Source organism: Rhizobium sp. 2YAF20, assembly GCF_052114685.1.
In the GTDB taxonomy this organism is placed as follows: Bacteria; Pseudomonadota; Alphaproteobacteria; order Rhizobiales; family Rhizobiaceae; genus Rhizobium.
On record NZ_JBFRFF010000002.1, the window covers coordinates 94,516 to 119,897 of the forward strand.

General features: G+C 58.6%; 20 protein-coding genes. 8 read left to right on the top strand and 12 right to left on the bottom strand.

Annotated features, from left to right (window positions below):
* Window positions 1-28 precede the first annotated feature (28 nt).
* Complete coding sequence (locus tag AB4Z52_RS04590; protein ID WP_442216731.1) at window positions 29-4,816, bottom strand: NAD-glutamate dehydrogenase; 4,788 nt, start codon at window positions 4,814-4,816, stop codon at window positions 29-31.
* Window positions 4,817-5,095: 279 nt separating this feature from the next.
* Between AB4Z52_RS04590 and pdxY the strand changes: the two genes are divergently transcribed.
* A complete protein-coding gene (gene pdxY, locus AB4Z52_RS04595; protein ID WP_442216732.1) occupies window positions 5,096-5,971 on the top strand; it encodes a pyridoxal kinase PdxY in 876 nt (291 codons plus the stop codon).
* 57 nt (window positions 5,972-6,028) lie between these two features.
* Entirely contained in the window at window positions 6,029-6,670 is a 642-nt protein-coding gene (locus AB4Z52_RS04600; protein ID WP_442216733.1) for a carbonic anhydrase, read from the top strand.
* 65 nt (window positions 6,671-6,735) lie between these two features.
* On the opposite strand, the gene AB4Z52_RS04605 is transcribed toward AB4Z52_RS04600, so the two are convergent.
* From AB4Z52_RS04605 to AB4Z52_RS04620, 4 genes are all read right to left on the bottom strand, one after another.
* Window positions 6,736-7,554: a lytic murein transglycosylase gene (locus AB4Z52_RS04605; protein WP_442216734.1), complete on the bottom strand. Its 819-nt coding sequence runs from the start codon at window positions 7,552-7,554 to the stop codon at window positions 6,736-6,738.
* A gap of 199 nt (window positions 7,555-7,753) precedes the next feature.
* Window positions 7,754-8,788, bottom strand: coding sequence for an aspartate-semialdehyde dehydrogenase (locus AB4Z52_RS04610; protein ID WP_442216735.1), 1,035 nt, complete (start codon window positions 8,786-8,788; stop codon window positions 7,754-7,756).
* Between the two features lie 337 nt (window positions 8,789-9,125).
* Entirely contained in the window at window positions 9,126-9,875 is a 750-nt protein-coding gene (locus tag AB4Z52_RS04615; protein WP_442216736.1) for a glucose 1-dehydrogenase, read from the bottom strand.
* A gap of 157 nt (window positions 9,876-10,032) precedes the next feature.
* On the bottom strand, window positions 10,033-10,326 hold the full coding sequence (locus AB4Z52_RS04620; RefSeq protein ID WP_442216737.1) for a winged helix-turn-helix domain-containing protein: 294 nt from the start codon (window positions 10,324-10,326) through the stop codon (window positions 10,033-10,035).
* 319 nt (window positions 10,327-10,645) lie between these two features.
* On the opposite strand from AB4Z52_RS04620, the gene AB4Z52_RS04625 reads away from it, so the two are divergent.
* On the top strand, window positions 10,646-12,532 hold the full coding sequence (locus AB4Z52_RS04625) for an MFS transporter (RefSeq protein ID WP_442216738.1): 1,887 nt from the start codon (window positions 10,646-10,648) through the stop codon (window positions 12,530-12,532).
* 51 nt (window positions 12,533-12,583) lie between these two features.
* Here AB4Z52_RS04625 and lpxE read toward each other — a convergent pair whose 3' ends face one another.
* From lpxE to AB4Z52_RS04655, 6 genes are all read right to left on the bottom strand, one after another.
* Window positions 12,584-13,324, bottom strand: coding sequence for a lipid A 1-phosphatase LpxE (lpxE, locus tag AB4Z52_RS04630; protein ID WP_442216739.1), 741 nt, complete (start codon window positions 13,322-13,324; stop codon window positions 12,584-12,586).
* Between the two features lie 63 nt (window positions 13,325-13,387).
* Window positions 13,388-14,167, bottom strand: a complete 780-nt coding sequence (locus AB4Z52_RS04635) for a phosphatase PAP2 family protein (RefSeq protein ID WP_442216740.1) — start codon at window positions 14,165-14,167, stop codon at window positions 13,388-13,390.
* 91 nt (window positions 14,168-14,258) lie between these two features.
* The gene (gene leuB, locus AB4Z52_RS04640) at window positions 14,259-15,371 is read right to left on the bottom strand and encodes a 3-isopropylmalate dehydrogenase (RefSeq protein ID WP_442216741.1); all 1,113 of its coding nucleotides are present in this window, start codon (window positions 15,369-15,371) and stop codon (window positions 14,259-14,261) included.
* Window positions 15,372-15,536: 165 nt separating this feature from the next.
* The gene (locus AB4Z52_RS04645) at window positions 15,537-16,355 is read right to left on the bottom strand and encodes a sugar phosphate isomerase/epimerase family protein (RefSeq protein WP_442216742.1); all 819 of its coding nucleotides are present in this window, start codon (window positions 16,353-16,355) and stop codon (window positions 15,537-15,539) included.
* A gap of 182 nt (window positions 16,356-16,537) precedes the next feature.
* Window positions 16,538-17,143: a 3-isopropylmalate dehydratase small subunit gene (gene leuD / locus AB4Z52_RS04650; protein WP_442216743.1), complete on the bottom strand. Its 606-nt coding sequence runs from the start codon at window positions 17,141-17,143 to the stop codon at window positions 16,538-16,540.
* Between the two features lie 177 nt (window positions 17,144-17,320).
* On the bottom strand, window positions 17,321-17,551 hold the full coding sequence (locus AB4Z52_RS04655) for a hypothetical protein (protein ID WP_442216744.1): 231 nt from the start codon (window positions 17,549-17,551) through the stop codon (window positions 17,321-17,323).
* 112 nt (window positions 17,552-17,663) lie between these two features.
* Between AB4Z52_RS04655 and AB4Z52_RS04660 the strand changes: the two genes are divergently transcribed.
* Both AB4Z52_RS04660 and AB4Z52_RS04665 read left to right on the top strand, forming a co-directional pair.
* Window positions 17,664-18,572, top strand: a complete 909-nt coding sequence (locus tag AB4Z52_RS04660; RefSeq protein ID WP_442216745.1) for an HpcH/HpaI aldolase/citrate lyase family protein — start codon at window positions 17,664-17,666, stop codon at window positions 18,570-18,572.
* Complete coding sequence (locus AB4Z52_RS04665) at window positions 18,569-18,775, top strand: DUF1737 domain-containing protein (protein ID WP_442216746.1); 207 nt, start codon at window positions 18,569-18,571, stop codon at window positions 18,773-18,775. Before AB4Z52_RS04660 ends, AB4Z52_RS04665 begins: the two co-directional genes overlap by 4 nt.
* Before the next feature lie 12 nt (window positions 18,776-18,787).
* On the opposite strand, the gene AB4Z52_RS04670 is transcribed toward AB4Z52_RS04665, so the two are convergent.
* Window positions 18,788-19,225 (bottom strand): metallopeptidase family protein, encoded by a 438-nt coding sequence (locus tag AB4Z52_RS04670; RefSeq protein ID WP_442216747.1) that lies wholly within the window; start codon window positions 19,223-19,225, stop codon window positions 18,788-18,790.
* A 162-nt stretch (window positions 19,226-19,387) separates the two neighbouring features.
* On the opposite strand from AB4Z52_RS04670, the gene AB4Z52_RS04675 reads away from it, so the two are divergent.
* Genes AB4Z52_RS04675 through AB4Z52_RS04685 form a run of 3 tightly spaced genes read left to right on the top strand, consistent with a single transcriptional unit; the run spans window position 19,388 to window position 25,270 of the window.
* Window positions 19,388-20,341 carry an ImuA family protein gene (locus tag AB4Z52_RS04675; RefSeq protein ID WP_442216748.1) on the top strand — a complete coding sequence of 318 codons (954 nt, stop codon included), beginning with the start codon at window positions 19,388-19,390 and terminating at the stop codon, window positions 20,339-20,341.
* Window positions 20,313-21,803 carry a Y-family DNA polymerase gene (locus tag AB4Z52_RS04680; RefSeq protein WP_442216999.1) on the top strand — a complete coding sequence of 497 codons (1,491 nt, stop codon included), beginning with the start codon at window positions 20,313-20,315 and terminating at the stop codon, window positions 21,801-21,803. The genes AB4Z52_RS04675 and AB4Z52_RS04680 overlap by 29 nt, the downstream gene beginning before the upstream one ends.
* Window positions 21,800-25,270 (top strand): error-prone DNA polymerase, encoded by a 3,471-nt coding sequence (locus AB4Z52_RS04685; RefSeq protein ID WP_442216749.1) that lies wholly within the window; start codon window positions 21,800-21,802, stop codon window positions 25,268-25,270. Before AB4Z52_RS04680 ends, AB4Z52_RS04685 begins: the two co-directional genes overlap by 4 nt.
* The last annotated feature ends 112 nt before the right edge of the window (window positions 25,271-25,382 follow it).

Below are 25,382 nucleotides of genomic sequence, written 5' to 3' on the forward strand. Positions count from 1 at the left end.
GCTTGCTAACGAAATCGCCCGGACCTTCTCATCTCAGTCGATCATGTGCAAGGTCGGTCAGCAGGCCGGCGGCCACCGTGATGCGTGCAAGGTTAGGGTCGCCGCCTTCGCTGAGGCCGGATAGCTCTTCAGCTATCCGGTTGATGCGGATCCGGTCTTCTGCATGCCAGGCAAGGATGGGCTGCTTGTCCTTGCGGTGATTGCTGAGGGCAGCAATGACGATGTCGCGCCGGGCGCCGGCGATCTGGTCGAGGCTGCGGGCCAGCGCCAGGCTTTCATAGTGGTCACCCGTTATGATGCGGCTGCCGGAGGAGAGCAGTCGGCCGACACGGAAAGTTTGCGACACGGTAAAATAGCTCTCGGCCGCGCGGGAAAGCGTGTCTTCGGTCCTCTCCGCGATCTGCATGATCTCGGGCACCAGGACCAGGGTCGATAGAGAAGCGACCTCCGCTGCGAGATTTTCGGGAAGGCCGGCCGACACATACTCCGCCCGTCGCGCGGCGATGTCGGCTGAAAATTCTGCTGGAATATGCGTTGCAAAGACGGGTCTGAGCTTCTTTAATGCCGCCTGTAGTCGGCTAATCGTCTCTTCGATGTCGCCCTTCGCCATAGCGGTCTTGAGCAGCAGTCGTGTGAGCACGGTGTAGATATGTCCGATCTCCGCATAGATGCGGTTCTGCACTTGTCCACCGATGCGACCGTCAAGTGCGTCGGTCTCGGCCCATAGCCGATCGAGATCGAAGCCGTCGCGGGCAATGACAGCTGCCTTGACCACCTCTGGAGCCGATGCCGCGGTTGCGTCCATCATGCTGACGATAAAGCCCGGGCCACCACGATTGATCGCTTCATTGGCAAGGATCGTCGCAATGATCTCGCGGCGCAGGCGATGACCATCGATATCGGCCGCGTTAGAGCGTTGCATCTTGACCGGGAAATAGCCTGTCAGGGTCTCGGCGAAATAGAGGTCGTCCGGCAGGTCGCTCGAGACGATGGCGTCGAACAACACGATCTTGGCGTAGGAAAGCAGCACCCCAATTTCAGCGCGCGTCAACGGACGGCCATTGGCATAACGCTCTGCGAAAGTCTGGTCGTCAGGCAAGGTCTCCACCTTGCGGCTGAGTTGCCGCGCCGCCTCGAGCACGCTCATGAAGCGACCGAGTTCCAGCCCGTTGGCGGTGCCGCGACGTTCCGTCAGCGAGATCGCCAGCGACTGCAAGTAATTGTTTCGCAGAACGAGAGCGGCGACTTCGTCGGTCATTGACGCAAGAAGCTGGTTGCGCTTGGCGCGCGTCAGTCGGGCATCGTGCATGGCTGCCGCCAAGGCGATCTTGATGTTGACTTCGACGTCCGACGTGTTGACGCCGGCAGAATTGTCGATGGCGTCGGAGTTGCAGCGCCCGCCCTTGAGCCCGTACGCGATGCGGCCTTTTTGAGTGACGCCGAGATTGGCGCCCTCGCCGATCACCCTGGCGCGCACCTCGTCGGCAGCGATTCGGATGGGATCGTTGGCGCGGTCGCCGACGTCGGCGTCCGTTTCAGCAGCTGCCTTGACATAGGTGCCTATGCCGCCAAACCAGAGCAGGTCAACCGGGCTTTTCAAGATTGCGGTCATGATCTCGAAGGGTGTCGCGACCAACTTGTCGATGCCAATGGCGGCAGCGGCTTCGGAGGTCAGCGTCACGGATTTGGCGGAGCGAGAGATAATCATCGCGCCCTTGGATAGAATCGATTTATTGAAGTCCTGCCAGCTCGAGCGCGCAAGATCAAACAGGCGCTGTCGCTCTGCCAGTGTCTTGGCCATGTCGGGATCGGGATCGATGAAGATATCGCGGTGGTCGAAGGCGGCAATCAGCCTGATCTTCGGCGACAGCAGCATCCCGTTGCCGAAGACGTCGCCCGACATGTCTCCGACGCCAACGACGGAGAAGGGCGTGGTCTGGATGTCGATGTCGAACTCGCGGAAATGGCGCTTGACGGTTTCCCAGGCGCCGCGCGCTGTGATGCCCATCTTCTTGTGGTCATAGCCTGCCGAGCCGCCTGACGCGAAGGCGTCGTCGAGCCAGAAGCCGGCTTCCTGCGCCAAACCGTTGGCGGTGTCGGAGAAGGTCGCCGTGCCCTTGTCTGCTGCGACAACGAAATAAGGATCGTCGCCGTCGAGGCGGACCGTATCCGGCGGCGGGATAATCTCGGTCCCCGAAATGTTGTCGGTGATCGATAGCAGCGTGCGGATATAGGTCTTGTAGGCTTCGCGGCCGGCATTGAATATTTCGTCTCGGCTGCCACCAACGGGCAGCTTCTTCGGATAGAAACCGCCCTTGGCGCCAACCGGCACGATCACGGCATTTTTCACCTGCTGGGCTTTCACCAGGCCGAGCACCTCGGTTCTGTAATCCTCCGCCCGGTCCGACCAGCGCAACCCGCCACGCGCTACCTTGCCGAAGCGCAGATGAACACCCTCGACTTCGACGCCGTAGACAAAGATCTCGCGGAAAGGTCGCGGTTCCGGCAGACCGATCAAAAGCTTCGGATCAAGCTTCAGCGCGAGCATGGCCTTCGGCGAGCCATCGGGATTCTTCTGGAAATAGTTGCTGCGCAATGTCGCGTCGACCGCATTGACGTAGCGGCGCAGAATGCGGTCGTCGTCGAGGCTCGGAACGTCGGCAAGATCGGTCTCGATCGTCTGATGAAGTTCGGCAAGCTTCTTCAACCGCGGCTTTTCGGCAAGCCTCGGATCCATCGAGGTCTGAAACAGACGCACGATTGCAGCGGAGATTGCTGGATACTTATCGAGTGTCGCGGCGATGTAGTCCTGAGAATAGGCAATGCCTGCCTGCCTGAGGTAGCGGGCATAGGCGCGAAGGATATTGGCTTCGCGACCGGACAGGTCAGCGGAGATGATTAGGCGGTTGAAATTATCATTGTCGATGGTTCCACCGAACGCTGCAAGGAACGCCTGCTCGAGCGCCGCGCCATGACGAAGCAGGTCGAGCGTCACGCCGCTTCTTGCTTCCAGTTCCATATCATGGAGCACGACATATCCCGTCTTGCCGTCCGATGTCGTGACGCTGATGTCGAATGTTCGCTCGCTGAGCACGTTAAAGCCCAGGTTTTCAAGCAGCGGCACGCGGCGTGAAAGCGCTAGATTGCCATCGCCGTGGAATATCTTCAGAGAAAGGATGTCGCCCTCTTCCGCATGCCTCATATAGAATGCGATGCGGATCGCCTCGCTGCCGGCGCAGGCAACCATGGCCGGCAGGTCGGCTACGGCCTCGTCTGATGTGAAAGCCTCCTGGAAAGCCTGGCTGACTACGATATGCGGAGCCTTTGGGCCTGCAAGCATTTGGAACCGGTCATACCAGCGCGCGGTGATAAGACGGATGGCATCTTCGAGCTTGCCTTGCGGGATTCTCGGCGTCTTGCCGCTCGACCGGCCGATGATGAAATGCACGCGGGCAACGCCACCTTCAGGAAAAGCCGGATAGTAGGCGGAGACCCGGCCGTCATAGACCGTCTTCAGGTAAGTCCCGATCTTTTCGCGCACGATGGAATCATATTCCTCGCGCGGGACGTAGACGATGACGGAGACGAAGCGGTCGAAATGGTCGATGCGCGGCAACGCGCGCACCCGAGGCCGGTCGGCCAGATCGTTGATCTGCTCGCAGAAACTTGCAAGAAGCGTAGTGTCTATCTGAAAGAGGTCGTCGCGCGGGTAGGATTCCAGCGTGTTCTGCAGCATCCGACCGGAATGGCTGGTCGGGTCGAAGCCGAAATGGTCGGTAACCTTCTGCAGCTTCGAGCGCAGCAGCGGTATTTCCGCCACCGCCGCCGTATAGGCCGTTGAAGTGAAGAGGCCAACGATGCGCAACTCGCCGGTGACGTTTCCATCGGCATCGAAACGCTTGACGCCGATGTAGTCCATATAGGCGCGTCTATGGACAATAGATTTCACATTGGCCTTGGTGACGATCAGGAAATCCGGGCCTTCCAGGAAGGCGAGAATTTCTGGGGTCGTGGTGACGGCATCCTTGCCCTGGCGCAAAACACGGACGTCTGGATTGGAAAGGATGCCGAGCCCCGTGCCTTGGTCGCGCTCGACCTTGGCTGCCGCGCCACGGCCGGAATAGACGTAATCGCGCATGCCCAGGAACGTGAAGTTGCCGTCGCGCAGCCAGGAAAGGAAAGCGAGCGCCTCGTCGCGGTCCGCCTTGCGGCGGCCGGGATCATATGCCGACAACTCCCCGATAACGGTATCGAGCCTTGCGAGCATCGGCTTCCAGTCCGAGACGGTGAGATGGGTCTGCTCCAGCACAGCTGACACGCGCTTGATGAGGTCGTCGGCCTGAACCGGGGTGAGTGCGGCCAGATGCAGCTGGATATGGCTGATCCGATGCGCGGGGTCGCTAGGCGTATCCGACGAATAGAGGCACGGCGTGCTGCCCTCCTTGACGATCAGGATGGGATGCACGGCCATATAGACGTCACGATAGGTGCTCGTCACTTCACCCATGACCGATTCATAAAGGAAAGGCATGTTACGATCGGTGATCGACAGCACCGAGACAGCGGTGCCATCGGGCTCCACGCCATCGATTTGCGCGATGCTGACGCGCGGTTCTTTGCCGGTCCAGCCTGCCAATTCCGTGGCCGACCGGATAGCCGTCAGCGCCAGCATTTCGGGCGTGTAGCGATCCATGTCATCGTTGCTGGCGCGGCCGAACAGGATTTCCGGATCGAGGAATGCGTCGCCTGTGGCCGTCGCGATCTTGCGCGCCGCATCGATCTGTTTTTCCCGCTTCGGATTTGTCTTGGCCGCCATGGAACTCTCCCCCCTTGATTTGGCTCAAACTAACAGAACGCCCATCGAAAACATTAGCAAAAAGACCTCGCTATTGTGACTTTTGGTCGCTTGGGCTCTCTATTTCCGTAGAATCGGGCCCTTAAATGTTCTGTTTTCTTAAATTGCACTTAAATTTTGGCTATTTCGGCAACAGGCTGTCGCATTGACTAGATCTTTCATGGCTGTGTGAAGGGCGGTTGACAGCAGGGCAGCAAAAATATCATCAACAGCGCAATCGAAATCGTGAAGGCGAGCATCATGTCGGAAATTGCAGCGGGGGCCGTGATCGTCATTTCCAGCCACGTGGTCCGGGGATCCGTCGGCAACCGGGCCGCCGTCTTTGCACTGGAGACATTGGGCCATCCGGTCTGGGCACTCCCGACGGTGGTCCTACCCTGGCATCCGGGTCATGGCAAATCGACGAGGCTGACTTTCAACGAGGCCGACTTCGACCGGGCGATCGATGATCTCATCGCGGCGCCCTGGCTCTCGGAGGTGAAGGCGGTGTTGTCGGGCTATTTTGGCAATGTCGCGCAGGTGCGCTCGGTCGCCCGGCTGGTTGCAGCACTTCGCGAAAGGGACCCCGATCTGTTTTATGCCTGCGATCCTGTCATCGGCGACCTGGGCGGCCTCTATGTGCCTGAGCCGATGGCGGAGGCTATCCGCGACCATCTTATTCCGCTGGCTTCGCTTGCCACCCCCAACCGATATGAGCTTGCCTGGCTATCCGGCGCGCCGCTCGACGACAACAATGCGGTCATGGAGGCTGCCCTTGCGCTTGGGCCTTCGCGCATGCTGGTCACTTCGGCCGTGCCGATGATGGCGGGCGGGACCGGCAATCTTTATCTCAGCGGACGCAACGCGCTGCTGGCGGAACATCGCTCGATCGACAATGCGCCAAATGGTCTTGGCGATCTGTTGTCGGCGATATTCCTGTCACGCCTGCTCTGCGGCCTTGATGAGGAGCGGGCGCTGCAACTGGCGACCGCCAGTGTCTACGAGGTGCTCGCACGGGCGGTGAAGCGCGGTAGTGATGAACTGACGCTCGCCGCCGACGCCTCGAGCCTGTCGACGCCCATGGCGATGGTGCAGATGCGCCGCCTCATGCATCCCTCGCAACGTCGTCAGAGATAACGCTCATTTTGCGGTGCAGCAGTTGATCTTGGTTCGCACGCATTGTAATCCAAGAGAATGCAACGTTTTCCATCATCACTTTTGAACGGCTACCGCAACTTCATGAGCGGCCGCTACATCGATGAGCGTGACCGCTACCGCAGCCTTGCGGAGGACGGCCAAAAGCCGACGACGCTGGTGATTGCCTGTTCCGACTCGCGCTCCGCACCGGAAACGATATTCGACGCCGGGCCGGGTGAGCTATTCGTTATCCGTAACGTTGCCAACATGGTGCCCCCGCACGAGCCCGACGGACAGTTTCACGCCACATCGGCGGCGCTGGAATTCGGCGTCAAGGTGCTCAAGGTTCGCGACATCGTGGTGATGGGCCACGGTCGCTGCGGCGGCATACGGGCAGCCCTCGACACCACCTCCGAGCCCCTATCGGAAGGTGATTTCATCGGCAAATGGATGGGACTGCTGAAACCTGCGACCGAGCAGATCCAGAACAACGACGTCATGACGGTTGCCGAGCGGCAGACGGCTCTCGAGCGGATCTCAATCCGCAACTCGCTCAATAACCTGCGCAGCTTCCCCGATATCGGGACGCTCGAGGAAAGCGGAGAATTGGCGCTGCACGGCGCCTGGTTCGATATCTCGACCGGGGAATTGTGGGTTATGGACGCAACGACCGGCGATTTCACCCGTCCGGAAGTCTAGGCTCTTCACAGATTGAAATGCGACCGGGCTCGGCGCTTTGCGCAGAGCCCTTTTCGATGTCGCGCTTACTTGCCGTCGATCTGCTGGCCGATATAGGCGATCGATTGCTGATAGACTTCGGCTGCATTCCAGCCGGCGATGGCCGCGAAATTCGGCTGTCCGGGCTGATAGCCTGCTCCCGGTTTCCAGCCGTGACCGCGCAGAAAGTTTGCCGTCGATGCAAGCGCGTCGGCGCGCGATCCGACAAGATCGATGTGACCATTGCCGTCACCATCGACGCCATAGTTTACGACATTGCGCGGAAGGAACTGCGTCTGGCCAATTTCCCCATGCGCGGCACCATGGGCCGATGGGTTGAGATTGCCTTCGCCGATCAGCTGCAGTGCGGCGTAAAGCTGATCCGTGAAATAGTCGGTGCGGCGGCAGTCATAGGCAAGCGTCGAGACCGCAGACATGGTGTGCTCGTTGCCCATATAGCTGCCGAACCCTGTTTCCATGCCCCAGATCGCGATCAGCGGGCCGGCGGGAACGCCAAAGCGGCGCTCGATGCTGGCAAAGAGCGCGGCATTTGCCTGTTTCATGCCCTTGCCGCGGGAGATGACCGTCTGGCCGCCGCGCTTGCGCATGAATTCGTCGAAGGAGAGCTTGAAGCTCTTCTGGCCCCGGTCGGCACGAATGGTGGGCTGATTGTAGTGGACATCGGCAAAAGCGCGGTCGAGCACCGAACGGCTGACGCCGCGACCTTCGGCCTCCTGTTTGAATTGCGGCACCCAGGCCGGAAAGCCGGCCGGGCCATTGCCGCATTGGGCGGCGTTTGCCGCAACGGGCATCGTCATCAGTAGCGCACCCATGAGAGCGGCCCATCCAGACTTTGTCATGCGCATTTCGTATCCCCAAGTTTTTGTCATTCGTGCCGACCATGCCAGCGCGGGACGATTCTGTCATCATCAGGTTGCTGCGATCTTGCGTTAACGCTTCAGATGATGCGCTTCTGCAGCGGCTGTCATAGAAAACCCCGCCTTTCGAGATCGAAACAGCGGGGTTTTTAACTGGTAATGGTTTATAAACCGTATTAGCGGGTCGTTAGGCTGCCTGCTTGCGCGGCTTGATCAGTCCACGGTTGATCAGCAGTTCGGCAATCTGGATGGCATTGAGTGCTGCACCCTTGCGCAGGTTGTCCGATACGACCCAGATGTTGAGACCATTTTCAACGGTCGCATCTTCGCGAATGCGCGAGATGAACGTCGCGTCTTCGCCAGCCGATTCATAAGGCGTCATGTAGCCGCCGTTCTCGTGCTTGTCGATGACGATGCAGCCGGGAGCCTCGCGCAGGATGTCGCGGGCCTGATCGGCGCTGATCTCGTTTTCGAACTCGATGTTGACCGATTCCGAATGACCGATGAAAACTGGAACGCGGACGGCCGTGCAGGTGACCTTGATCTTCGGATCGAGGATCTTCTTCGTTTCGGCCAGAACCTTCCATTCTTCCTTGGTGTAGCCGTCTTCCATGAAGACGTCGATGTGCGGAATGACGTTGAAGGCGATGCGCTTCGGGAACTTCTTGTTTTCGAGCGGATCGGCGACGAAGACGGCGCGCGTTTGGTTGAACAGTTCGTCCATGCCGTCCTTGCCAGCGCCGGAGACCGACTGGTAGGTCGAAACGACGACCCGCTTGATCTTGGCAAAATCATGCAACGGCTTCAGCGCAACGACGAGCTGGGCCGTCGAGCAATTCGGATTTGCGATGATGTTGCGGCGGGTAAACTGCGTGATCGCGTCCGCGTTGACCTCCGGCACGATCAGCGGCACGTCCTGATCGTAACGCCAGGCAGAGGAGTTATCGATGACGACGCATCCCTGCTGGCCGATCTTCGGCGACCACTTCTTTGAAACTTCGCCGCCGGCAGACATCAGGCAGATATCGGTGTCGGAGAAGTTGTAGTTCTCCAGGTTGGAGACCTTCAACGTCCGATCGCCGTATGACACTTCCGTGCCCTGCGAACGGGCAGACGCTAGCGCGACGACCTCATCGGCGGGAAATCCGCGTTCGGACAGGATATTGAGCATTTCCCGGCCGACATTACCGGTTGCTCCCGCAACTGCAACTTTGAAACCCATTTCTCAAGCTCTCTTTCTCATCTCTCCTCTGTCCGGTGAGGGGGAGCCGCATGCTGGCGGCTCCTGTCCCCAGCCGGGCCGGGGAGAGAGCGGCAGGCCAGAGACGTCAGACGGTTTTCGTCGTCGTTTTGGCCTTGGTTTTGGAAGAAACCGGAAAACAGAAATCCGGCCCGGCAGCTGATGCCAGGTGATCGCACAGTGCAATCCGTTCGAAACGAACCATTGGACGTCTTCCTTTTCCGTCGCAGCTATTAAAATGTTTTGGCAAAGAGTCAAGGCATTGTGCTGTCGGCAGTATGCCGCCTCCCTTCCGTGAAGGAGGGAGGCGGCGTTTCTGTTATCGCATACCGCCCGAAACGCTGAGCGTTTCGCCAGTCAGCCAGCCGGAATCTGCCGAGGCAAGAAACACAGCGATCGGTGCAATGTCGCCAGGCTGACCAAGACGCCCCAGCGGGGTCTGGGCAACCATCTGCTTTTCAAAGTCGCTGCCAATGATGCCGAGCGTGTGCAGGCCCTCGGTTTCGACGCCACCCGGCGCGATGGTATTCACCCTGATGTTGCGGGGACCGAGTTCCTTGGCAAGAACGCGAGTAATCGAATCGACCGCTGACTTGGTCGCGGTGTAGAGCGATGCCGTCGGCAGGTCGAGACTGGTCGCGGTGGAGGAGATGTTGATAATGCTTCCGCCTTCCGGCCCGAAATGCTTTACTGCTTCCTGCGTCGCCAAGAACACGCCAAGGACGTTGATGTTGAATTCCCGATGGAATTCCGCCTCCGTCACTTCCTCGATCGGGGCGAACTGGTAGACGCCCGCATTGTTTACCAGAATATCGACCGGACCGAAGGCGGCTTTGGTCTCGGCGAAGAGCCGCTTTACATCGTCGGCCTTTGAAACGTCGCCATGTGCGCTGATTGCCTTGCCGCCCTTGGCAAGGATATCGCCGACGACCTTGTCGGCACCCTGGCGACTTGAGGCATAGTTGACGACAACGGATGCGCCCGCCTCGGCAAGTGCCTTGGCAATGCCCGCGCCGATGCCCTTCGATGCTCCGGTTACAACAGCTACTTTTCCTGAGAGTTTGCTCATGCTTATCCCCTATCGGATGATGATTAGACAGTTAGGCAAATATCGAACTAGAAAACGCGAAGCCACCCGAAACTTGTTCGGGAGCCATCCCGTCACTTCGATATTTAGGTAATCATCTAACTGACACAAGAGGGCCGACGAGCCAGATCAAATAAAGTCAGATTTTCGAAAGTTCCGCCATGTAGGCGCAGAGAACGTCGCGGTTGAGGACGAGATTGGCAAACTTTCCTTCGCGCACGATGTCGATGAGGCCGGCGGTCTCAAGTTCCTTCATGTGATGGGAGATCGTCGCGGCGCTGACGGGATGCGACTGCGTCACCATGCTGCATGGCATGGGCGACGGGAAGGCGCCGATTTCCTTCAATATCTGCAAACGGCGCGGCTCGGCGAGCGCGCGGGCGATCAAGCCCATCTGTCGTTCGCTCAGGTTCAATTCTTTGGCAGGTGCCATCTTTTCACGTCACTTTGGCAGTACGCCGCGTTGGCAGGTTGCGCGCTTCCTCAGGCGATTTCCCCGAGGATAGGCGGCAGCAAGCCTTGTTTGCAGATATATGGAGGTGGCGAGTGGTTGGCAACCTTCAGCCGACCTGCGATCACGACCTTTCAGGCCAGCTCTGAGCCGGGCCAGGTGGCCACTCCTTAGACTAAAGTCATAATCCCAAAGCATGCCTCGTCCAGCTGTTCATTTCTGTCACACTCGCAACAGGTGCGTCGGACCGGAGGAGAATTGGTTCTGTCGCGCTTGTTCAATTCTGTTGGAGGACAGATCAATGGCAAATGTTACAGCCGTCGGCGGGCCGAAGGCCAGCCCGATGACTTCAGAGGAGAAGAAGGTCATCTTCGCCTCCTCGCTCGGAACCGTTTTCGAATGGTACGATTTCTATCTCTACGGGTCGCTCGTAACCTATATCGGAGCGACATTCTTCACCCAGTATCCCGAGACGACCCGCAACATCTTCGCACTGCTTGCCTTTGCGGCAGGTTTTCTCGTGCGGCCGTTCGGCGCGTTGGTCTTCGGTCGCCTCGGCGATCTGGTCGGTCGAAAATATACCTTCCTGGTCACGATCACGATCATGGGTCTTTCGACCTTCCTGGTTGGTCTTTTGCCGGGCGCCGCCACCATCGGCATTATGGCGCCGATCATTCTGATCGCGCTCCGTCTGCTTCAGGGCCTGGCGCTCGGCGGCGAATATGGTGGTGCCGCAACCTATGTCGCCGAGCATGCGCCGAAGGGCCGTCGCGGCTATTTCACATCCTGGATCCAGACCACCGCGACGCTAGGGCTATTTCTGTCGCTGGTGGTCGTCCTGATCGTGCAGGCGATGCTCGGCAAGGACGCCTTTTCGGTCTGGGGCTGGCGCGTACCCTTCCTGGTTTCGTTCATTCTGCTTGGGGTGTCCGTGTGGATCCGTCTGAAAATGAACGAATCGCCGGCATTCCAGCGGATGAAGGCTGAGGGAAAGGGTTCAAAGGCACCGTTGACCGAGGCCTTTGGCCAGTGGAAGAACGCGAAGATTGCATTGATCGCTCTCTTTGGCGCCACCATGGGACAGGCAGTCGTCTGGTATTGCGGCCAGTTCTATGCGCTTTTCTTCCTGCAGAACGTGCTGAAAGTCGAATTCCAGTCGGCCAATATCATGGTTGCGGTCGCGCTCCTCATCGGAACCGGCTTCTTCTTGGTGTTCGGCTGGCTGTCGGACAAGATTGGCCGCAAACCGATCATCATGGCTGGCCTGTTGTTGGCGATGGTTACCTACTTCCCGCTGTTCAAGGCGATGACCTGGACCGCCAATCCGGCGCTTGCCCAGGCCCAGGCGACGGTCCGCGCTACGGTTGCCGCCGATCCTGCCGACTGCAGGTTCCAGTTCAATCCAACCGGCACAACGAAGTTTACCAGTTCCTGCGACGTGGCCACTGCGTTCCTGACCAAGAATTCGGTGCCCTACGACATCGTGCCTGCTCCGGCCGGTACGCCTGCAACGGTCAAGATCGGCAATGAGATAGTGCCGAGCTACGATGTCGTTGCCGCCGGCGACAAGGCAAAATCGCTGAATAGCGCCTTCGAAAAGGGCGTCAATGTCGCGCTGCACGACGGTGGATACCCGCTGGTTCGCGGCGCCACCAAGGTGCCGGATGCCAAGCTTGATGCCTTCATTGCCGCCAATCCCGAGCTGAGCCTCAACGCGCAGGCCGTGCGCGCTGGAGACAAGACCGTGGTTCCGGTCGACAAGCTTGTCGCCGACAAGCTGATGACCAAGGACGAGACGAATGGATTGACCGACATGCCGGTCTATTCGATCGCAAAGGGCGGCGCCTTTTCCATGGTCGCCGATCCCGCGGCGGTGAACTGGATCGGAACGATCGCCATCCTGACGATCCTCGTTCTCTACGTGACAATGGTCTACGGGCCGATCGCCGCATTGCTGGTCGAATTGTTCCCGACCCGTATTCGCTACAGCGGCATGTCGCTTCCCTATCATATCGGCAACGGTTGGTTCGGCGGCCTGCTCCCGGCTATGGCCTTCGCGCTTAGTGCCGCCAAGGGCGATATCTACTACGGTCTCTGGTATCCGATCATCTTCGCCGGCATCACATTGGTGATCGGCCTGATTTTCCTGCCGGAAACAAAGGATCGCGATATCAATACGATGAGCTGAGATGCTTCGTTATTGCTGACAAGGAGAGCCGGCGCCTGATCGCGCCGGTTTTCATTTGCGCAGTATCGGCCGTCGAGGTATCGGCCAGCCGTTCTCGTCCGTCTTGAAAAGCAGCCCATAGCGCGAATAGACAATGGCCGTCATGAAGGAAAACCAGGCGCCAAGGGCAAGACCGGCAACCACGTCGCTCGGATAATGGGCGCCGACCATCACTCGGGTCGCCGCAAGCCAGATAGCGCAAATCGCAAAGATGATACGGTAACGCGGGAAGAGGAATATGAGCGCGGCGAAGAAGGCGCCGATGGTTGTCGCGTGCCCGGAAGGAAAGCTTTGGAAGGCGGCGCTGTTTGAAAAGGGCGAAAAGCCAAGGATGCCCCAGTCGTCGAAATGAACAGGCCTGGCGCGGCCGATGATGCGCTTCAGACTATTGGCGACCAGGCCGGACAGGACAATCGAGACAAGGAAAAAGCCGCCGATCCGGCTCGCGATGGCTGCCTGGTAGCGGCAGCGACACGACTTCAATAGTCGGCTTCCGACCCATCCCTCGATGCAAAGAAACGCGCTGACAACAATGATCCAGCCGGATTCGCCGAAATCGGTGAGCATTCTGCCGAGGAAGTGGATCGGAGGAGCCATATGTTTCATGCCGGCGCCGACCGGCTGATCCAGTAGAAGCGCCGATAGCAGCACGATGTTGGCTGTGATGAACAGGTATGTCTGCCAGGGTAGTGGAGGAAAGCCGGCTTGTCTCCGCCGCCAGCGCCGGTCAAGAGACGTCAGAATTGCCCGCATGATGGTCCACCTCGATACCGGCTGGTCTGTATGCCGCTCAGGCACTAGCCTGCAACAATTTTGTTACGGATTTGTGAGGGTTGTTCGAGGTGTTGGCAAGCCGTTCGGCGTCGGCGAAAATACCAGACCGAAACGGGCAAAGATCACCGCTGTGGCAAAGGCGAACCATATGCCGAGTGCCAATCCGGCAGCGACGTCGCTTGGATAGTGAACGCCGACGATGATCCTGGTCACGCCGAGCCAGAGGCCGAGGCCTGCGAAAAGCAGCCGAAAGCGCGGAAAAAGCAGAGCAAGAGCGGAAAAAAGCGCGCCAATATGGGTTGCATGGGCCGACGGGAAACTTTCAAGCATGAAGCCTCCGTCGAATGGCTCGAAGTGGAAAATTCCAACCGCATCGAAGAGAGGTGGGCGGGCTCGGCCGATTGCATATTTCAAAATGTGCACGGCTAGGCTGGCCGAAAGCACTGATGCGGCGAGGTAAGCAGTCATGCGGGCGAGAGCGGCGATGCGAAATCGACGCTGGGCGACAGGAAGCCGCTGCGCCAACAGCAGACCGATGATCGGCAGCGCGCAGATTACGGCGAGCACGCAGACGAGCAGGCCGATATTGGTAATCCGGCTGGCGAACCATATCAATTGTGGGGACAGGTTCTTTGCCGCTGCGCCCAGCGGCGCGTCGAAAACAAGCAGGGCAATAGCAACGATATTGATCGAGGCGAGTGTATAGCCAAGCCAGGCGATTGGGCGATGAAGATGGGTGCGCACGGCGTAGCGGCGCGACAGGTTTAGCCAGAGTGTTTTTCGTCTAACGGGGCTTTTGGGTCTGGCGATTTCTGTGTTCATCGCCAGGAAATAGGCGCTACAGTCGCGAGTTCAACGGCAAGCCGCCGCCCTTTCGAAGGAAAAGGCAGCGGTCATTGTTTCACGTGAAATATCAGGCGGAAAGTGTTCTGAATTCTGCAAGGATCGCCTCGCCCATTTCCTTGGTTCCGACGGCCCGGCTGCCTTCCGACATGATGTCGGAGGTGCGAATGCCGCTGTCGAGAACGTTGGCGATCGCTTTTTCAAGCGCATCGGCTTCCGTGACCATATTGAAGGAATAGCGCAGGCACATCGCAAAGGAGGCGATCATGGCGATCGGATTGGCGATGCCCTTGCCGGCAATGTCGGGTGCCGACCCATGGACCGGCTCGTAAAGCGCCTTGCGCTTGCCGGTCTTGGCATCGGGTGCGCCGAGCGAGGCAGATGGCAGCATGCCGAGCGAACCCGTCAGCATGGCGGCAACATCGGAGAGCATGTCGCCGAAAAGATTGTCTGTCACGATGACGTCGAACTGCTTCGGCTGGCGAACGAGCTGCATGCCGCCGGCGTCAGCCAGCATATGCTCGAGCTGCACGTCGGAATATTTTGCCTTGTGCGTCTCGGTGACGACCTGGTTCCAGAGCACGCCGGATTTCATGACGTTGCGCTTCTCCATCGAGCAGACGCGGTTGTCGCGGGTGCGGGCCAGCTCGAAGGCGACGCCTGCGATGCGTTCGATCTCATAGGTGTCGTAGACCTGCGTATCGATGCCGCGCTTCTGGCCGTTGCCGAGGTCGATGATCTCCTTAGGCTCGCCGAAATAGACGCCGCCGGTCAACTCGCGGACGATGAGGATATCGAGACCCTCGACCAGTTCCGGCTTCAGCGAGGAAGCAGCGGAAAGTGCCGGATAGCAGATGGCCGGGCGAAGGTTTGCGAAGAGCTGCATGTCCTTGCGCAGGCGCAGGAGACCAGCTTCGGGGCGGACCTCATAGGGAACCGTATCCCACTTCGGGCCGCCGACGGCGCCGAAAAGAACGGCGTCTGCGGCCATCGCCTTGGCCATATCCGCCTCGGAAATCGAAGCGCCGTGCGCATCATAGGCGCAGCCGCCGACAAGGCCTTCATCCGTGGCGAAACCGGCATTTTTCGTCTCGTTCATATAGGCGATGATCTTGCGGACTTCGCCCATGGCTTCAGGGCCGATGCCATCGCCTGGCAGGAGGAAGAGATTGCGCACTGTCATAAGAAAGCCTCTGCAATAGAAACAAGTTGCGGGTTCTTAGACCCGCAACGCGGTCATTTCAAGCGAGGTTCCGGCCAAAACGGTACGGCTGGGAACTGCCGATGGCTCAATTTCTCTCCAACCGGCGATCTCCGTGATTGCCGGTCGTGCTTTCTAAAGCCGAACTTATTCGCCAAGGCCGAGCGAGGCGATGAAGGCGGCGGATGCCGGGATCTTCGATTTGTCCTTAATCTCGATGATCAGCCGCGGGTTGCTGTCGAGCTTGGCGATGGCCGAAAAGACCGAGTGCCAGCGGATCGTGCCTTCTCCGAGGCTCCAGTGGCGGTCGGCATAACCGTCGGCATCCTGGAGGTGAACATGCTGAAGGCGATTGCCGGCGGCGTGCACGTAATAGTCGACCGGCGGAGCGCCTGTTGATCCATGTGCATAATGCGCATGACCGGTATCGATCGAAACGGCGACAGCGGGAGAATTGAAGCTGTTGGCCAGTGAGACGCGAATATGCGGATCGATGTCCTCGATATTTTCAATGACCATCGTAAGGCCGATATCCTCGGCCCGCTTGACGGCATCGTCGAGCGTCTGGTGGGTATAGGCGATGATTTTCTCGCGCTCACCCTTGTTGTTGTCGAGGTTGTTGTAGGACCAGGTGGTGTAAGGGCTGTGGATCACCATCTGCGTCGCACCGATGTCAGCGCAGACGTCGAGGGCCTGGGAGAGGCGCTTCTTGACGACCGCGCGAATCTCCGGATCCTGAGAGGCGATGACAAAACCCCAGAACGGGCCATGAATGCCAAGCCGGCCATTGTGCCCATCGAGGAGACTGCGCGCGCGCTCGGCAAGCGGCGCCCAGTCGCCGTTTAGGATGTCTGCATCGACGAAGCTCTGCAACTCCAGGTCTCGCTGCTTGTCGAGCAGCCAGTTGCGATGGATTTCAAGGTCGTCGAGCGTCATGGCGGCGCCGAGGATCGGGAGGGAGGTCATGAAAATGCTCCGGTTGGAAATTGTAAACGCTGCGGAGGGGAATTGATCCGCAGGCGCTGTATGATCCCCATTCTTGTCGGGCTTATTACAGTGAGCTTAGCTTCAGAGCGGACCTGAAATTGGGGCAAAAGAAAAGCCGGGCTCATCGGCCCGGCTCGAAACTTTAAAGATCGTGAGCTTTATCAGGCCCAGGGATGCGAGACCGCGTTTGATTTCTCGAAGCTGTCGATTGCTGCGGCCTTTTCAAGCGTCAGGCCGATATCGTCGAGGCCGTTCAGCAGGCAATGCCGCTTGAAGGCATCGAGATCGAAGGTGATCGAGCCACCGTCGGGGCCGGTAATTTCCATATTCTCGAGATCGACGGTCAGAATTGCGTTGGAGCCGCGCGAGGCGTCGTCCATCAGCTTGTCGAGGTCTTGCGGGGAGACCTTGATCGGTAGGATGCCGTTCTTGAAGCAGTTGTTGTAGAAGATGTCGGCAAAGCTGGTGGAAATCACGCAGCGGATGCCGAAATCGAGCAATGCCCAAGGGGCATGTTCGCGCGACGAGCCACAGCCGAAGTTGTCGCCTGCGACCAGGATCTTGGCGTTCTGATAGGCAGGCTTGTTCAGGATGAAATCTGGGTTGGGCGTGCCGTCCTCGTTGTATCGGGCCTCTGCAAACAATCCCGTACCGAGACCGGTGCGCTTGATGGTCTTCAGGTAATCCTTCGGAATGATCATGTCAGTGTCGACATTGACGACCGGAAGAGGCGCTGCAACGCCGGTTAATTTTACGAACTTATCCATGGAGTCCTGCCTTCGATTTCGCTCAATCAAACGAATTGTCCTGCCAATAGAGCAAATCCCGCCAGAAATGAAGGAGAATCTTGGGAATTGCCCGATCGTCGGACGTCAGCTCCGCAATCTGGCGATTGCGCGCACGATTGTCTGAGGAGGTAGCAACAATGCTACCTGATCACGACATTAGAGATCGATGATGGTGCCGCGACCGTCGTTCCAGATGTGCATCTCGCGCTGGCGATCTGCCTTTGCGCGCACCGGAGCTGGCTTCATGCGTGTCGACAGGGCTCGCCCGACCATACAAACGGTCAGGATGCCGCCGACGGCAAGCGTCAGGGAAACCGTAAACAGTGCCAGGGCGGCAAAGACGGTGATGCCGGCAAGGGCAAGAAACAACGAGCGGACATTCTGCATGATCGAGACCTTTCTCTGCAGTGCAATGTGGTCCTAGATCTTCTCATCTGCAAGAGGAGCATGGCTTTTTGTTGTCTTGCCTGATGTTCGAAAGATTGGCAGAACTGATTTAATGAGCAGATCCGCCCCGCCCCGTTCCATTCGCCTACGCCGCTCGGTGCTCAGCGTGCCTGCGGTCAATCGACGTGCATTGGAAAAGACCCATAAGCTTGATTGCGACGCTATCATCTTCGACCTTGAGGATTCCGTTGCCGTCGAAAGGAAAACGGAAGCGCGGGATAATCTGAAGGCATTCTTTTCCGGGCCTGCACTTACGGCCAAGGAGCGGATCATCCGTGTCAATGCCCTGTCTTCAAGCTTCGGGAATGCCGACCTGGATCTTGTTCTTGAGCTGGAACCAGACGCCATCCTGTTGCCCAAGGTCGATGAACCGCAGGATATCATGGCCATCAGCGACAGGCTAGCAGACGCCGATGCGCCGGAAAATTTACGCATCTGGGCAATGATTGAAACGCCGCGCGGTATCCTCAATGCTGCAGCGATTGCCGAGGCCGGGCGCACGGCAGGCTCCAGGCTCGATTGCTTCGTCGTCGGACTGAACGATCTGCGCAAGGAAACGGGTGTGCTGCCGCAACCGGGGCGAACCTATCTCGTCCCATGGCTGATGCAGGTGGTGCTGGCGGTTCGCGCCTACGGGCTGGATGCGATTGATAGCGTTTTTAATGATTTCAAGGATATGGGCTCTCTGGAGAGCGAGTGTTCCCAGGGACGTGCCATGGGCTTTGACGGCAAGATGCTGATCCATCCGAACCAGATCGAATGTGCCAATTATTGTTTCGGGCCCAATGGCGAGGCCATCACCGAAGCGGAAGCGATTATCGCAGCTTTTGCCGATCCTGCGTCGGAGGGGCTCAATGTCGTCAATCTTGGTGGTCGAATGGTCGAAAGGCTCCATCTTGTCCAGGCGCAGGGACTGGTTCATAAAGCCCGCCTGATTGCAGAACGAAAGACGACCCGATGAAACTCTACCGCTTCCTGTCCGGTCCGGACGACGCCTCCTTCTGCCACAAGATCTCCGCCAGCCTCAACAAGGGCTGGACGCTCTATGGCTCGCCGACCTACGCCTTCAATGCGGCAACCGGCGAAATGCAATGCGGCCAGGCGGTGGTCAAGGAAGTCGAGGGCAAGGAGTACGATCCTGAAATGAAGCTTTCCGAGCAGTAGAAAACTGTCGTCCTAGCGGTCGGTGGCTTCTTCGGCACTTTCCTCGATCCGTTCCATGTCGTCGTCGCTAAGCCCAAAATGATGGCCGATCTCGTGGATCAGGACATGGGTGATGATATCGCCGAGCGTTTCCTCATTTTCCGCCCAGTAATCGATGATCGGCCGGCGATAGAGGCGTATGCGGTTGGGCATTTCACCCGTTTCAACGGTGAAGCGTTCGGAAATGCCGCGACCCTCGAATAGGCCCAGCAGGTCGAAGGGGGTTTCAAGGGCCATATCCTCGAAAACCTCGTCATCCGGAAAATCTTCGATCTCGATGATCAGATTGCCGGTGAGCGCACGGAATTCTTCGGGCAGGTGGCCGTAGGCCTCCGTTGCCAGGGATTCGAATGAACTGATCGTCGGCGCATGGCGGTCCCGCCAATCCTCGCTCTGGTCAATGCGGGCCATGATACTTCCTTCCTTTGCGCCCATATAGAGCCTTCGCGGCAAGTTTTCGAGAGCGGAATCAAGCCGAGGAATAAATTCACATAAATAGGCTGTTGACTCTTCTTCGGCACTCTGGAATCTATAAGAACATAACAGGAACATTTTTTATCAGGAGCTAACGTCGTGGCCGAAACAGCCGTGGCGCGGGAAACGCTTTTTGCCCTGCGTGAAACCATTGCCAGATTGGAAGGCAAGCCGGCGCCTGCTTTGGCCGCTGCCGCCCATGAGGCGATGGCGGCGGAGGAAGGAAAGCTAAAGACGGGCCTAAAGCAAAGGCCGCCTCTTCAGACCGGCGTAACCGTTCTTGACGCGGCACTTGAAGGTGGGATTCCACGCGATGCGATGACCGAGATCCGTTCGCTTTCGCTTCGCGATGCCGGTGCTGCTACGGGTTTTGCCCTGGCACTTGCCTCGCGTCTCGGAGAAGGGGAGAAAAATGTATCGGCTGGCCACGAAACGGTGCTTTGGATTGGCGACACGGTGGCGTCGATGGAAGCGGGCCTGCCCTATGCGATCGGCCTTAGGGATTTTGGCCTGGAGCCGCAGGGCTTCCTGCATGCAGCCCCTCGAAAACTTGACGAAGCATTGTGGCTGGCGGAGGCAGCGCTTTCAAGCGCGGTCTTTGTCGTGGTCATTCTGGAGGTGCGCGGCAATCCGGCCCGTTTCGGGCTGACGGAAAGTCGGCGGCTCAGCTTAAGGGCCAAGGCGGCGGGGCGGCCGCTGTTTCTGTTGCGACAGGGGGGAGAGGAAGAGGCGAGCAGCGCTCTCTTTCGCCTGTCTGTCGAACCCGCGCCGGCTGGGGCGCGGTTCCTGCCGGATGGATCGATGCTTGGCGGCAGCATCGGCAACCCGTCCTTTCGCCTTACCCTCGAAAAGAGCCGCAATCCGGCTCCTCTTTCCCTCGTTCTGGAGTGGGACGCTCATGACCGCCAATTTTCATCTATCCACGACCGGCAGCGCCCTGCCCCTATCGAACGGAAATCAGCGAATTCTCGCCCTCACCTTCCCCCGGCTGCCGACAGACAGGATCGCGCGCAAGCGATGGGGTCTGTCCTGGCGTTCGGTCGGTCGTCCTAAGGCGCCGCCGCTTGTCTGCGCCGGTCGGCTGAAGAATGCCATGCGGCTGACGGCGCTTGAGGAAGCGGCAGAAGCGATCGGGCTTAAGCTTGATCAGGGAGTTGCCGAAGCGCGCGCCATATGTCCGGTTCTCGATGTTATCGAAGAGGATCTACCGGCTGACCGCAGGCTGCTGGAAGCGATGGCCGACTGGTGCGATCGATACACTCCGCTGGTAGCGCTCGATGGGAAAAATGGAATTTTTCTCGACATCACTGGCTGTGCGCATCTTTTCGGCGGCGAACGCGCGCTGCTTAAGGATATTCTTTTCCGACTGTTCCACCTCGGTCTGGAGGTTCGCGGCGCCATCTCCTCTTCACCAGGCTTATCCTGGGCGGTCTCCCGGTTTGGCAGCAGTGGGATAATCGAACCGGGCAAGATGGAGGAGGCGCTTGCGCCGCTGCCGGTCGCTTCTCTGCGACTTGGTGAAGATACCGTCGTCGCGCTGCAAAAACTCGGCCTGAAGCAGGTTGGCGACATTCTGACTGCTGCCCGGGCGCCGCTTGCAAGGCGGTTCGGATCGCAGCTGCTCCTACGTCTCGATCAGGCGCTGGGACGGGATGAAGAGCCGATTTCGCCGCGCCGGCCGGTGGCCAGCCTGTCTGCCGAAAGACGTCTTTGCGAACCGGTGCAGGCCGAGGACGATATTCTGAGACTGGCAGGCCAACTTGGCGAGGCGCTGAAACCGGGGTTGGAAGCGCGGGGCGTCGGTGGACGGATTTTCGAACTACTGCTTTTTCGGGTCGATGGTCGGGTCTTTCGCATTGCTGCTGGCGCCTCCAAACCGCTGCGCGAGCCCAAACGGATCGCTGCGCTGTTTTCCGAGCGCATCAAGGCAGTCCATGACGATCTCGATGCCGGGTTTGGATATGAGATTGTCCGATTGAATGTGCAGCGATATGAGAAATTCGATGCGGCGCAGGGCGATTTTGACGGAAATGGCCAATCGGACCAATCGCTTGCTGTCTTTATCGATCAGGTTGCTGCCAGGCTTGGCCGGGAATGTCTGCAGGTATTCGAATTGCATGAGAGCCATGTTCCGGAACGTGCTTCCATCTTCGTCCCGGCCGCGGATGCATTGCCCGATCAGCATCGATCTATTGAGGCGTCGCATTCAGGTTTTGCCAGGGCCGAGCGGCCGCTGCGGCTTTTCCGCGTGCCGGAGCTTGTCGAGACCTTCGCCGCCGAAGTGCCGGACGGGCCGCCGCTGCGGTTCCGCTGGCGTCGCGCGATGCATGAAGTGCGGCGGGCCGAAGGGCCGGAAAGGCTGGCGGCGGAATGGTGGATCGACGGCGAAGCGGCGCCTCTGCGCGATTACTTCCGTCTCGAGGTTAAGACCGGCCATCGTTTCTGGATGTTTCGCGAGGGCCTCTACAACAGTGGCGTTGCTCCGCGCTGGCTGATGCACGGGGTCTTTGCATGAGCGCGTTGCCCGCCTTCTTCGAGATCGGAGCCAGGACGAATTTCTCTTTCCTCGAAGGCGCGTCGAGCCCGGAGGAGATGGTGACGCAGGCGACAAGGCTTCGCCTTTCAGGCCTTGGAATTGCCGACCGTAATTCGGTAGCCGGCGTTGTCAGGGCTTTCTCTCAGGAGCGGGCTCTCCTTGAAGAGTATGAAAAGAAAGAACGAGAAAATCTGGAGCGAAGGGAAAGGGGGGAGGAGGAAGAGGAGGTTCTCGATCCTGTGCCGGTTCAGCCCGGCGCCCGCCTTGTCTTTTCCGATGGAACGCCTGACATTCTCGCCTTTCCACAGAACCGGACGGGTTGGGCGCACCTCTGCCGTTTGCTCAGTGCTGGAAACCTGCGGGCGCAAAAGGGTTCCTGCATCCTGAGAGAAGGGGACCTGTTGGAATGGGGCGACGAGATGATGCTCGCGCTCATTCCGGCACCAACCCTCATCGACGAGGTCGCCTATCGCCAAAAGCTGGAGGCGTGTCTCGATCGCTTACGAAAGCGTTTTCGCAAGAAACTCTATCTGGCGCTTTCGCCATCCTATGATGGCCGAGAGACCTTTATTTTTGCAATGCTCTCTATGATCGCTGCGCGCAACCGGGTCGCTTTGATCGCTACCAACCAGCCGCTTTATCACGCCCCAGCACGGCGGCCACTATCCGATGTCGTCACCGCCATTCGCGAGCATGTAACGATAATGGAAGCCGGATTCCGGCTTGCTCCAAATGCCGAGCGCTATCTGAAGAATGGGCATGAAATGGCAAGGCTGTTTGGCGATTATCCCCAGGCTGTTGCCAATACAGCGAGGTTTTTCGGTCAACTATCCTTTTCCTTGAAGGAGCTTAGCCATAACTACCCTGACGAAAGCGTTCCGGGCGAAGCCCCTGGGGAAACATTGGAGCGCCTGGTTCGCGAAGGGGCGGTCTGGCGTTATCCGAACGGCATTCCTACCAAGGTCGCTGATCAGATCGATTACGAACTCGATCTGATCGGAAGGATGGAATACGAGCATTACTTCCTGACGGTTCGCAACATTGTCTGGCATGCTCGCTACAAGCTTCAAATTCTCTGTCAGGGCCGTGGCTCGGCCGCCAATTCCACCGTCTGCTACTGTCTCGGCATCACCGAAGTCGATCCGATGATAACGACGCTGCTGTTCGAGCGGTTTATTTCAACAGAGCGCAACGAGCCACCTGATATCGATGTCGATTTCGAGCATTCCAGGCGGGAAGAAGTCATTCAGTTCATCTACGGCAAATACGGCAAGGAACATGCAGGACTGACGGCTGCGGTTACCAGCTATCGTGCCCGCTCCGCTGGCCGAGAGGTCGCCAAGGCTTTCGGCATGTCGGAGGATGTCCAGTCGGCGCTTGCCAGTACGGTCTGGGGGTGGTCTGCGGATGATCTTTCGGAGAGGGAAGCAAAAGCTGCGGGGCTCGATCTCTCCGATCGGACCACCCAACGCGTGCTCTCTTACGCATCGCAGCTGATGAGCTTTCCGCGACATCTGACCCAGCATGTCGGCGGTTTCGTCATCACGAAAGACCGACTGGACGAGGTAATGCCGATCATGAATACGGCGATGAAAGATCGCTATATGGTCGAATGGGACAAGGACGATCTCGACACGGTCGGCATTTTGAAGATCGATATCCTCGCGCTTGGGATGCTGACCTGTCTTGCGAAGGCCTTTGCTCTTCTTGCCTTGCATTACGAGAGGAAGGTCGCCCTCGCCGATCTGGGCAATATAAGCGGCGACGAGGGGGACCGGGTCTATGACATGATCTGTCGAGCCGACACGATCGGCGTCTTCCAGATCGAGAGCAGGGCGCAGATGAGCATGTTGCCGCGCCTGCGCCCGCGGTGCTTCTATGATTTGGTCATCGAAGTGGCAATCGTTCGGCCCGGCCCCATCCAGGGCAAAATGGTGCATCCCTACCTCAAGCGGCGAGAGGACGATCTAAACGGCAGGCCGATCGATTATCCGAGCAAAGAGCTGGAAGCAGTCCTGAAACGGACGCTCGGCGTTCCTCTGTTTCAAGAGCAGGCGATGCAAATCGCGATTACGGCAGCCGGGTTCCCGCCGGCAAAAGCGGACAGGTTGCGCCGTTCGATGGCGACGTTCAAGCGGCTCGGGAAAGTGAATGAATTCAAGGATGACATGATCAATGGCATGATCGAAAACAAATACCCACGCGAATTCGCAGAACGCTGTTTCAGCCAGATCGAGGGGTTTGGGGAATATGGTTTCCCGGAGAGCCATGCTGCCTCCTTTGCGCTGCTCGTCTATGCTTCCTCCTGGTTGAAGGCCTATTATCCCGACGCCTTCTGCGCGGCGATGCTTAATTCGCAGCCAATGGGCTTTTATGCGCCGGCGCAGCTGGTTCGAGATGCGCGCGAGCATGGTGTCGAAGTGCGCCCGGTCGATATCAATTTGTCGGAGTGGGACTCGACCCTGGAAGAAGTCGAATTCAACAGGGACGCGATCGATCCGCGCCATGCTTCGATGCGGAATGTGATCAAGGCGAAGAGGGCGGTGCGTCTCGGCTTCAGGCAGGTCAAGGGATTGTCTGAGACGGACATAAAAGACAGGCTGATTGTCAATCGTGGCGATCGCTATGTTTCCGTCCGCGATCTCTGGCTGCGATCGGGGCTTGCGAAAAGCGACATTGAACGCCTGGCGGATGCGGACGCGTTTTGTTCGATCGGCCTCTGCCGGCGCGAAGCGCTATGGGCCGTGCGGGCGCTCGATGCGAAAAGTGCCGCGGAAAAACTGCCGCTCTTCGATCTCGCCGATCGCGAGGATCTGCAGGTCGAGCCTGAGGTCGTCCTGCCGACCATGCTGCCGGGCGAACAGGTGATCGAGGATTATCGCCACCTGTCGCTGTCCTTGAAGGCTCATCCGGTTTCCTTCCTTCGGACTGAATTCTCACAGATGAACATCGTTCGGAATGTCGATCTTCTGACGGTGGCAAACGGCAGGATGGTCACCATAGCTGGTCTGGTCCTGGTACGTCAGCGTCCCGGCTCAGCAAAGGGAGTGATCTTCATGACGCTGGAAGACGAAACAGGTGTGGCGAATGCGATCGTCTGGAAGAAGGTGTTCGATGAATATCGTTCCGTGGTCATGGGTGCGCGGCTCGTCAAGATCAGGGGGCGCCTGCAAAGCCAGAGCGGCGTCATCCACGTCGTTGTCGATCATATAGAGGATCTGACGTCGGCGCTCGGCATCCTCCAGCGAGAGGCGCGGCGCTTCGCGGCCGATCAGCGGGCGGATGAGGCGCTGCATCCGACTGCGGATCACCGGGAAAAAAGGATCGCCTTGCTGATCGAGCGGATCGCCCGGGAAAAGGCGATCAGCAAGGCCGCAGCGACCGATGGCCGCAGCGAAGCAGCAGAAACCGCCCGCGTTATGCCGAGGGGCCGAAATTTTCATTGAACGGGAGGTACTTGCTTCACATCGATGCAAGGTTGCCGCTGTCGGCTCGATGAAGAGAATCGAGAATCTTTCTTGACAATGGTCATCTTCTTTATCAGATAAACAGGATAGC

Bases quoted from the DNA above. Each gene is read 5' to 3' on its own strand.
- leuB (WP_442216741.1), bottom strand. From the start codon at position 15,371: ATGACAGTGCGCAATCTCTTCCTCCTGCCAGGCGATGGCATCGGCCCT.
- AB4Z52_RS04685 (WP_442216749.1), top strand. From the start codon at position 21,800: ATGAGCGCGTTGCCCGCCTTCTTCGAGATCGGAGCCAGGACGAATTTC.
- AB4Z52_RS04605 (WP_442216734.1), bottom strand. From the start codon at position 7,554: ATGCGCATGACAAAGTCTGGATGGGCCGCTCTCATGGGTGCGCTACTG.
- AB4Z52_RS04635 (WP_442216740.1), bottom strand. From the start codon at position 14,167: ATGAACACAGAAATCGCCAGACCCAAAAGCCCCGTTAGACGAAAAACA.
- AB4Z52_RS04660 (WP_442216745.1), top strand. From the start codon at position 17,664: ATGAGCAGATCCGCCCCGCCCCGTTCCATTCGCCTACGCCGCTCGGTG.
- pdxY (WP_442216732.1), top strand. From the start codon at position 5,096: ATGTCGGAAATTGCAGCGGGGGCCGTGATCGTCATTTCCAGCCACGTG.
- lpxE (WP_442216739.1), bottom strand. From the start codon at position 13,324: ATGCGGGCAATTCTGACGTCTCTTGACCGGCGCTGGCGGCGGAGACAA.
- AB4Z52_RS04655 (WP_442216744.1), bottom strand. From the start codon at position 17,551: ATGCAGAATGTCCGCTCGTTGTTTCTTGCCCTTGCCGGCATCACCGTC.
- AB4Z52_RS04620 (WP_442216737.1), bottom strand. From the start codon at position 10,326: ATGGCACCTGCCAAAGAATTGAACCTGAGCGAACGACAGATGGGCTTG.
- AB4Z52_RS04610 (WP_442216735.1), bottom strand. From the start codon at position 8,788: ATGGGTTTCAAAGTTGCAGTTGCGGGAGCAACCGGTAATGTCGGCCGG.
- leuD (WP_442216743.1), bottom strand. From the start codon at position 17,143: ATGGATAAGTTCGTAAAATTAACCGGCGTTGCAGCGCCTCTTCCGGTC.
- AB4Z52_RS04600 (WP_442216733.1), top strand. From the start codon at position 6,029: ATGCAACGTTTTCCATCATCACTTTTGAACGGCTACCGCAACTTCATG.
- AB4Z52_RS04670 (WP_442216747.1), bottom strand. From the start codon at position 19,225: ATGGCCCGCATTGACCAGAGCGAGGATTGGCGGGACCGCCATGCGCCG.
- AB4Z52_RS04590 (WP_442216731.1), bottom strand. From the start codon at position 4,816: ATGGCGGCCAAGACAAATCCGAAGCGGGAAAAACAGATCGATGCGGCG.
- AB4Z52_RS04625 (WP_442216738.1), top strand. From the start codon at position 10,646: ATGGCAAATGTTACAGCCGTCGGCGGGCCGAAGGCCAGCCCGATGACT.
- AB4Z52_RS04645 (WP_442216742.1), bottom strand. From the start codon at position 16,355: ATGACCTCCCTCCCGATCCTCGGCGCCGCCATGACGCTCGACGACCTT.
- AB4Z52_RS04615 (WP_442216736.1), bottom strand. From the start codon at position 9,875: ATGAGCAAACTCTCAGGAAAAGTAGCTGTTGTAACCGGAGCATCGAAG.
- AB4Z52_RS04665 (WP_442216746.1), top strand. From the start codon at position 18,569: ATGAAACTCTACCGCTTCCTGTCCGGTCCGGACGACGCCTCCTTCTGC.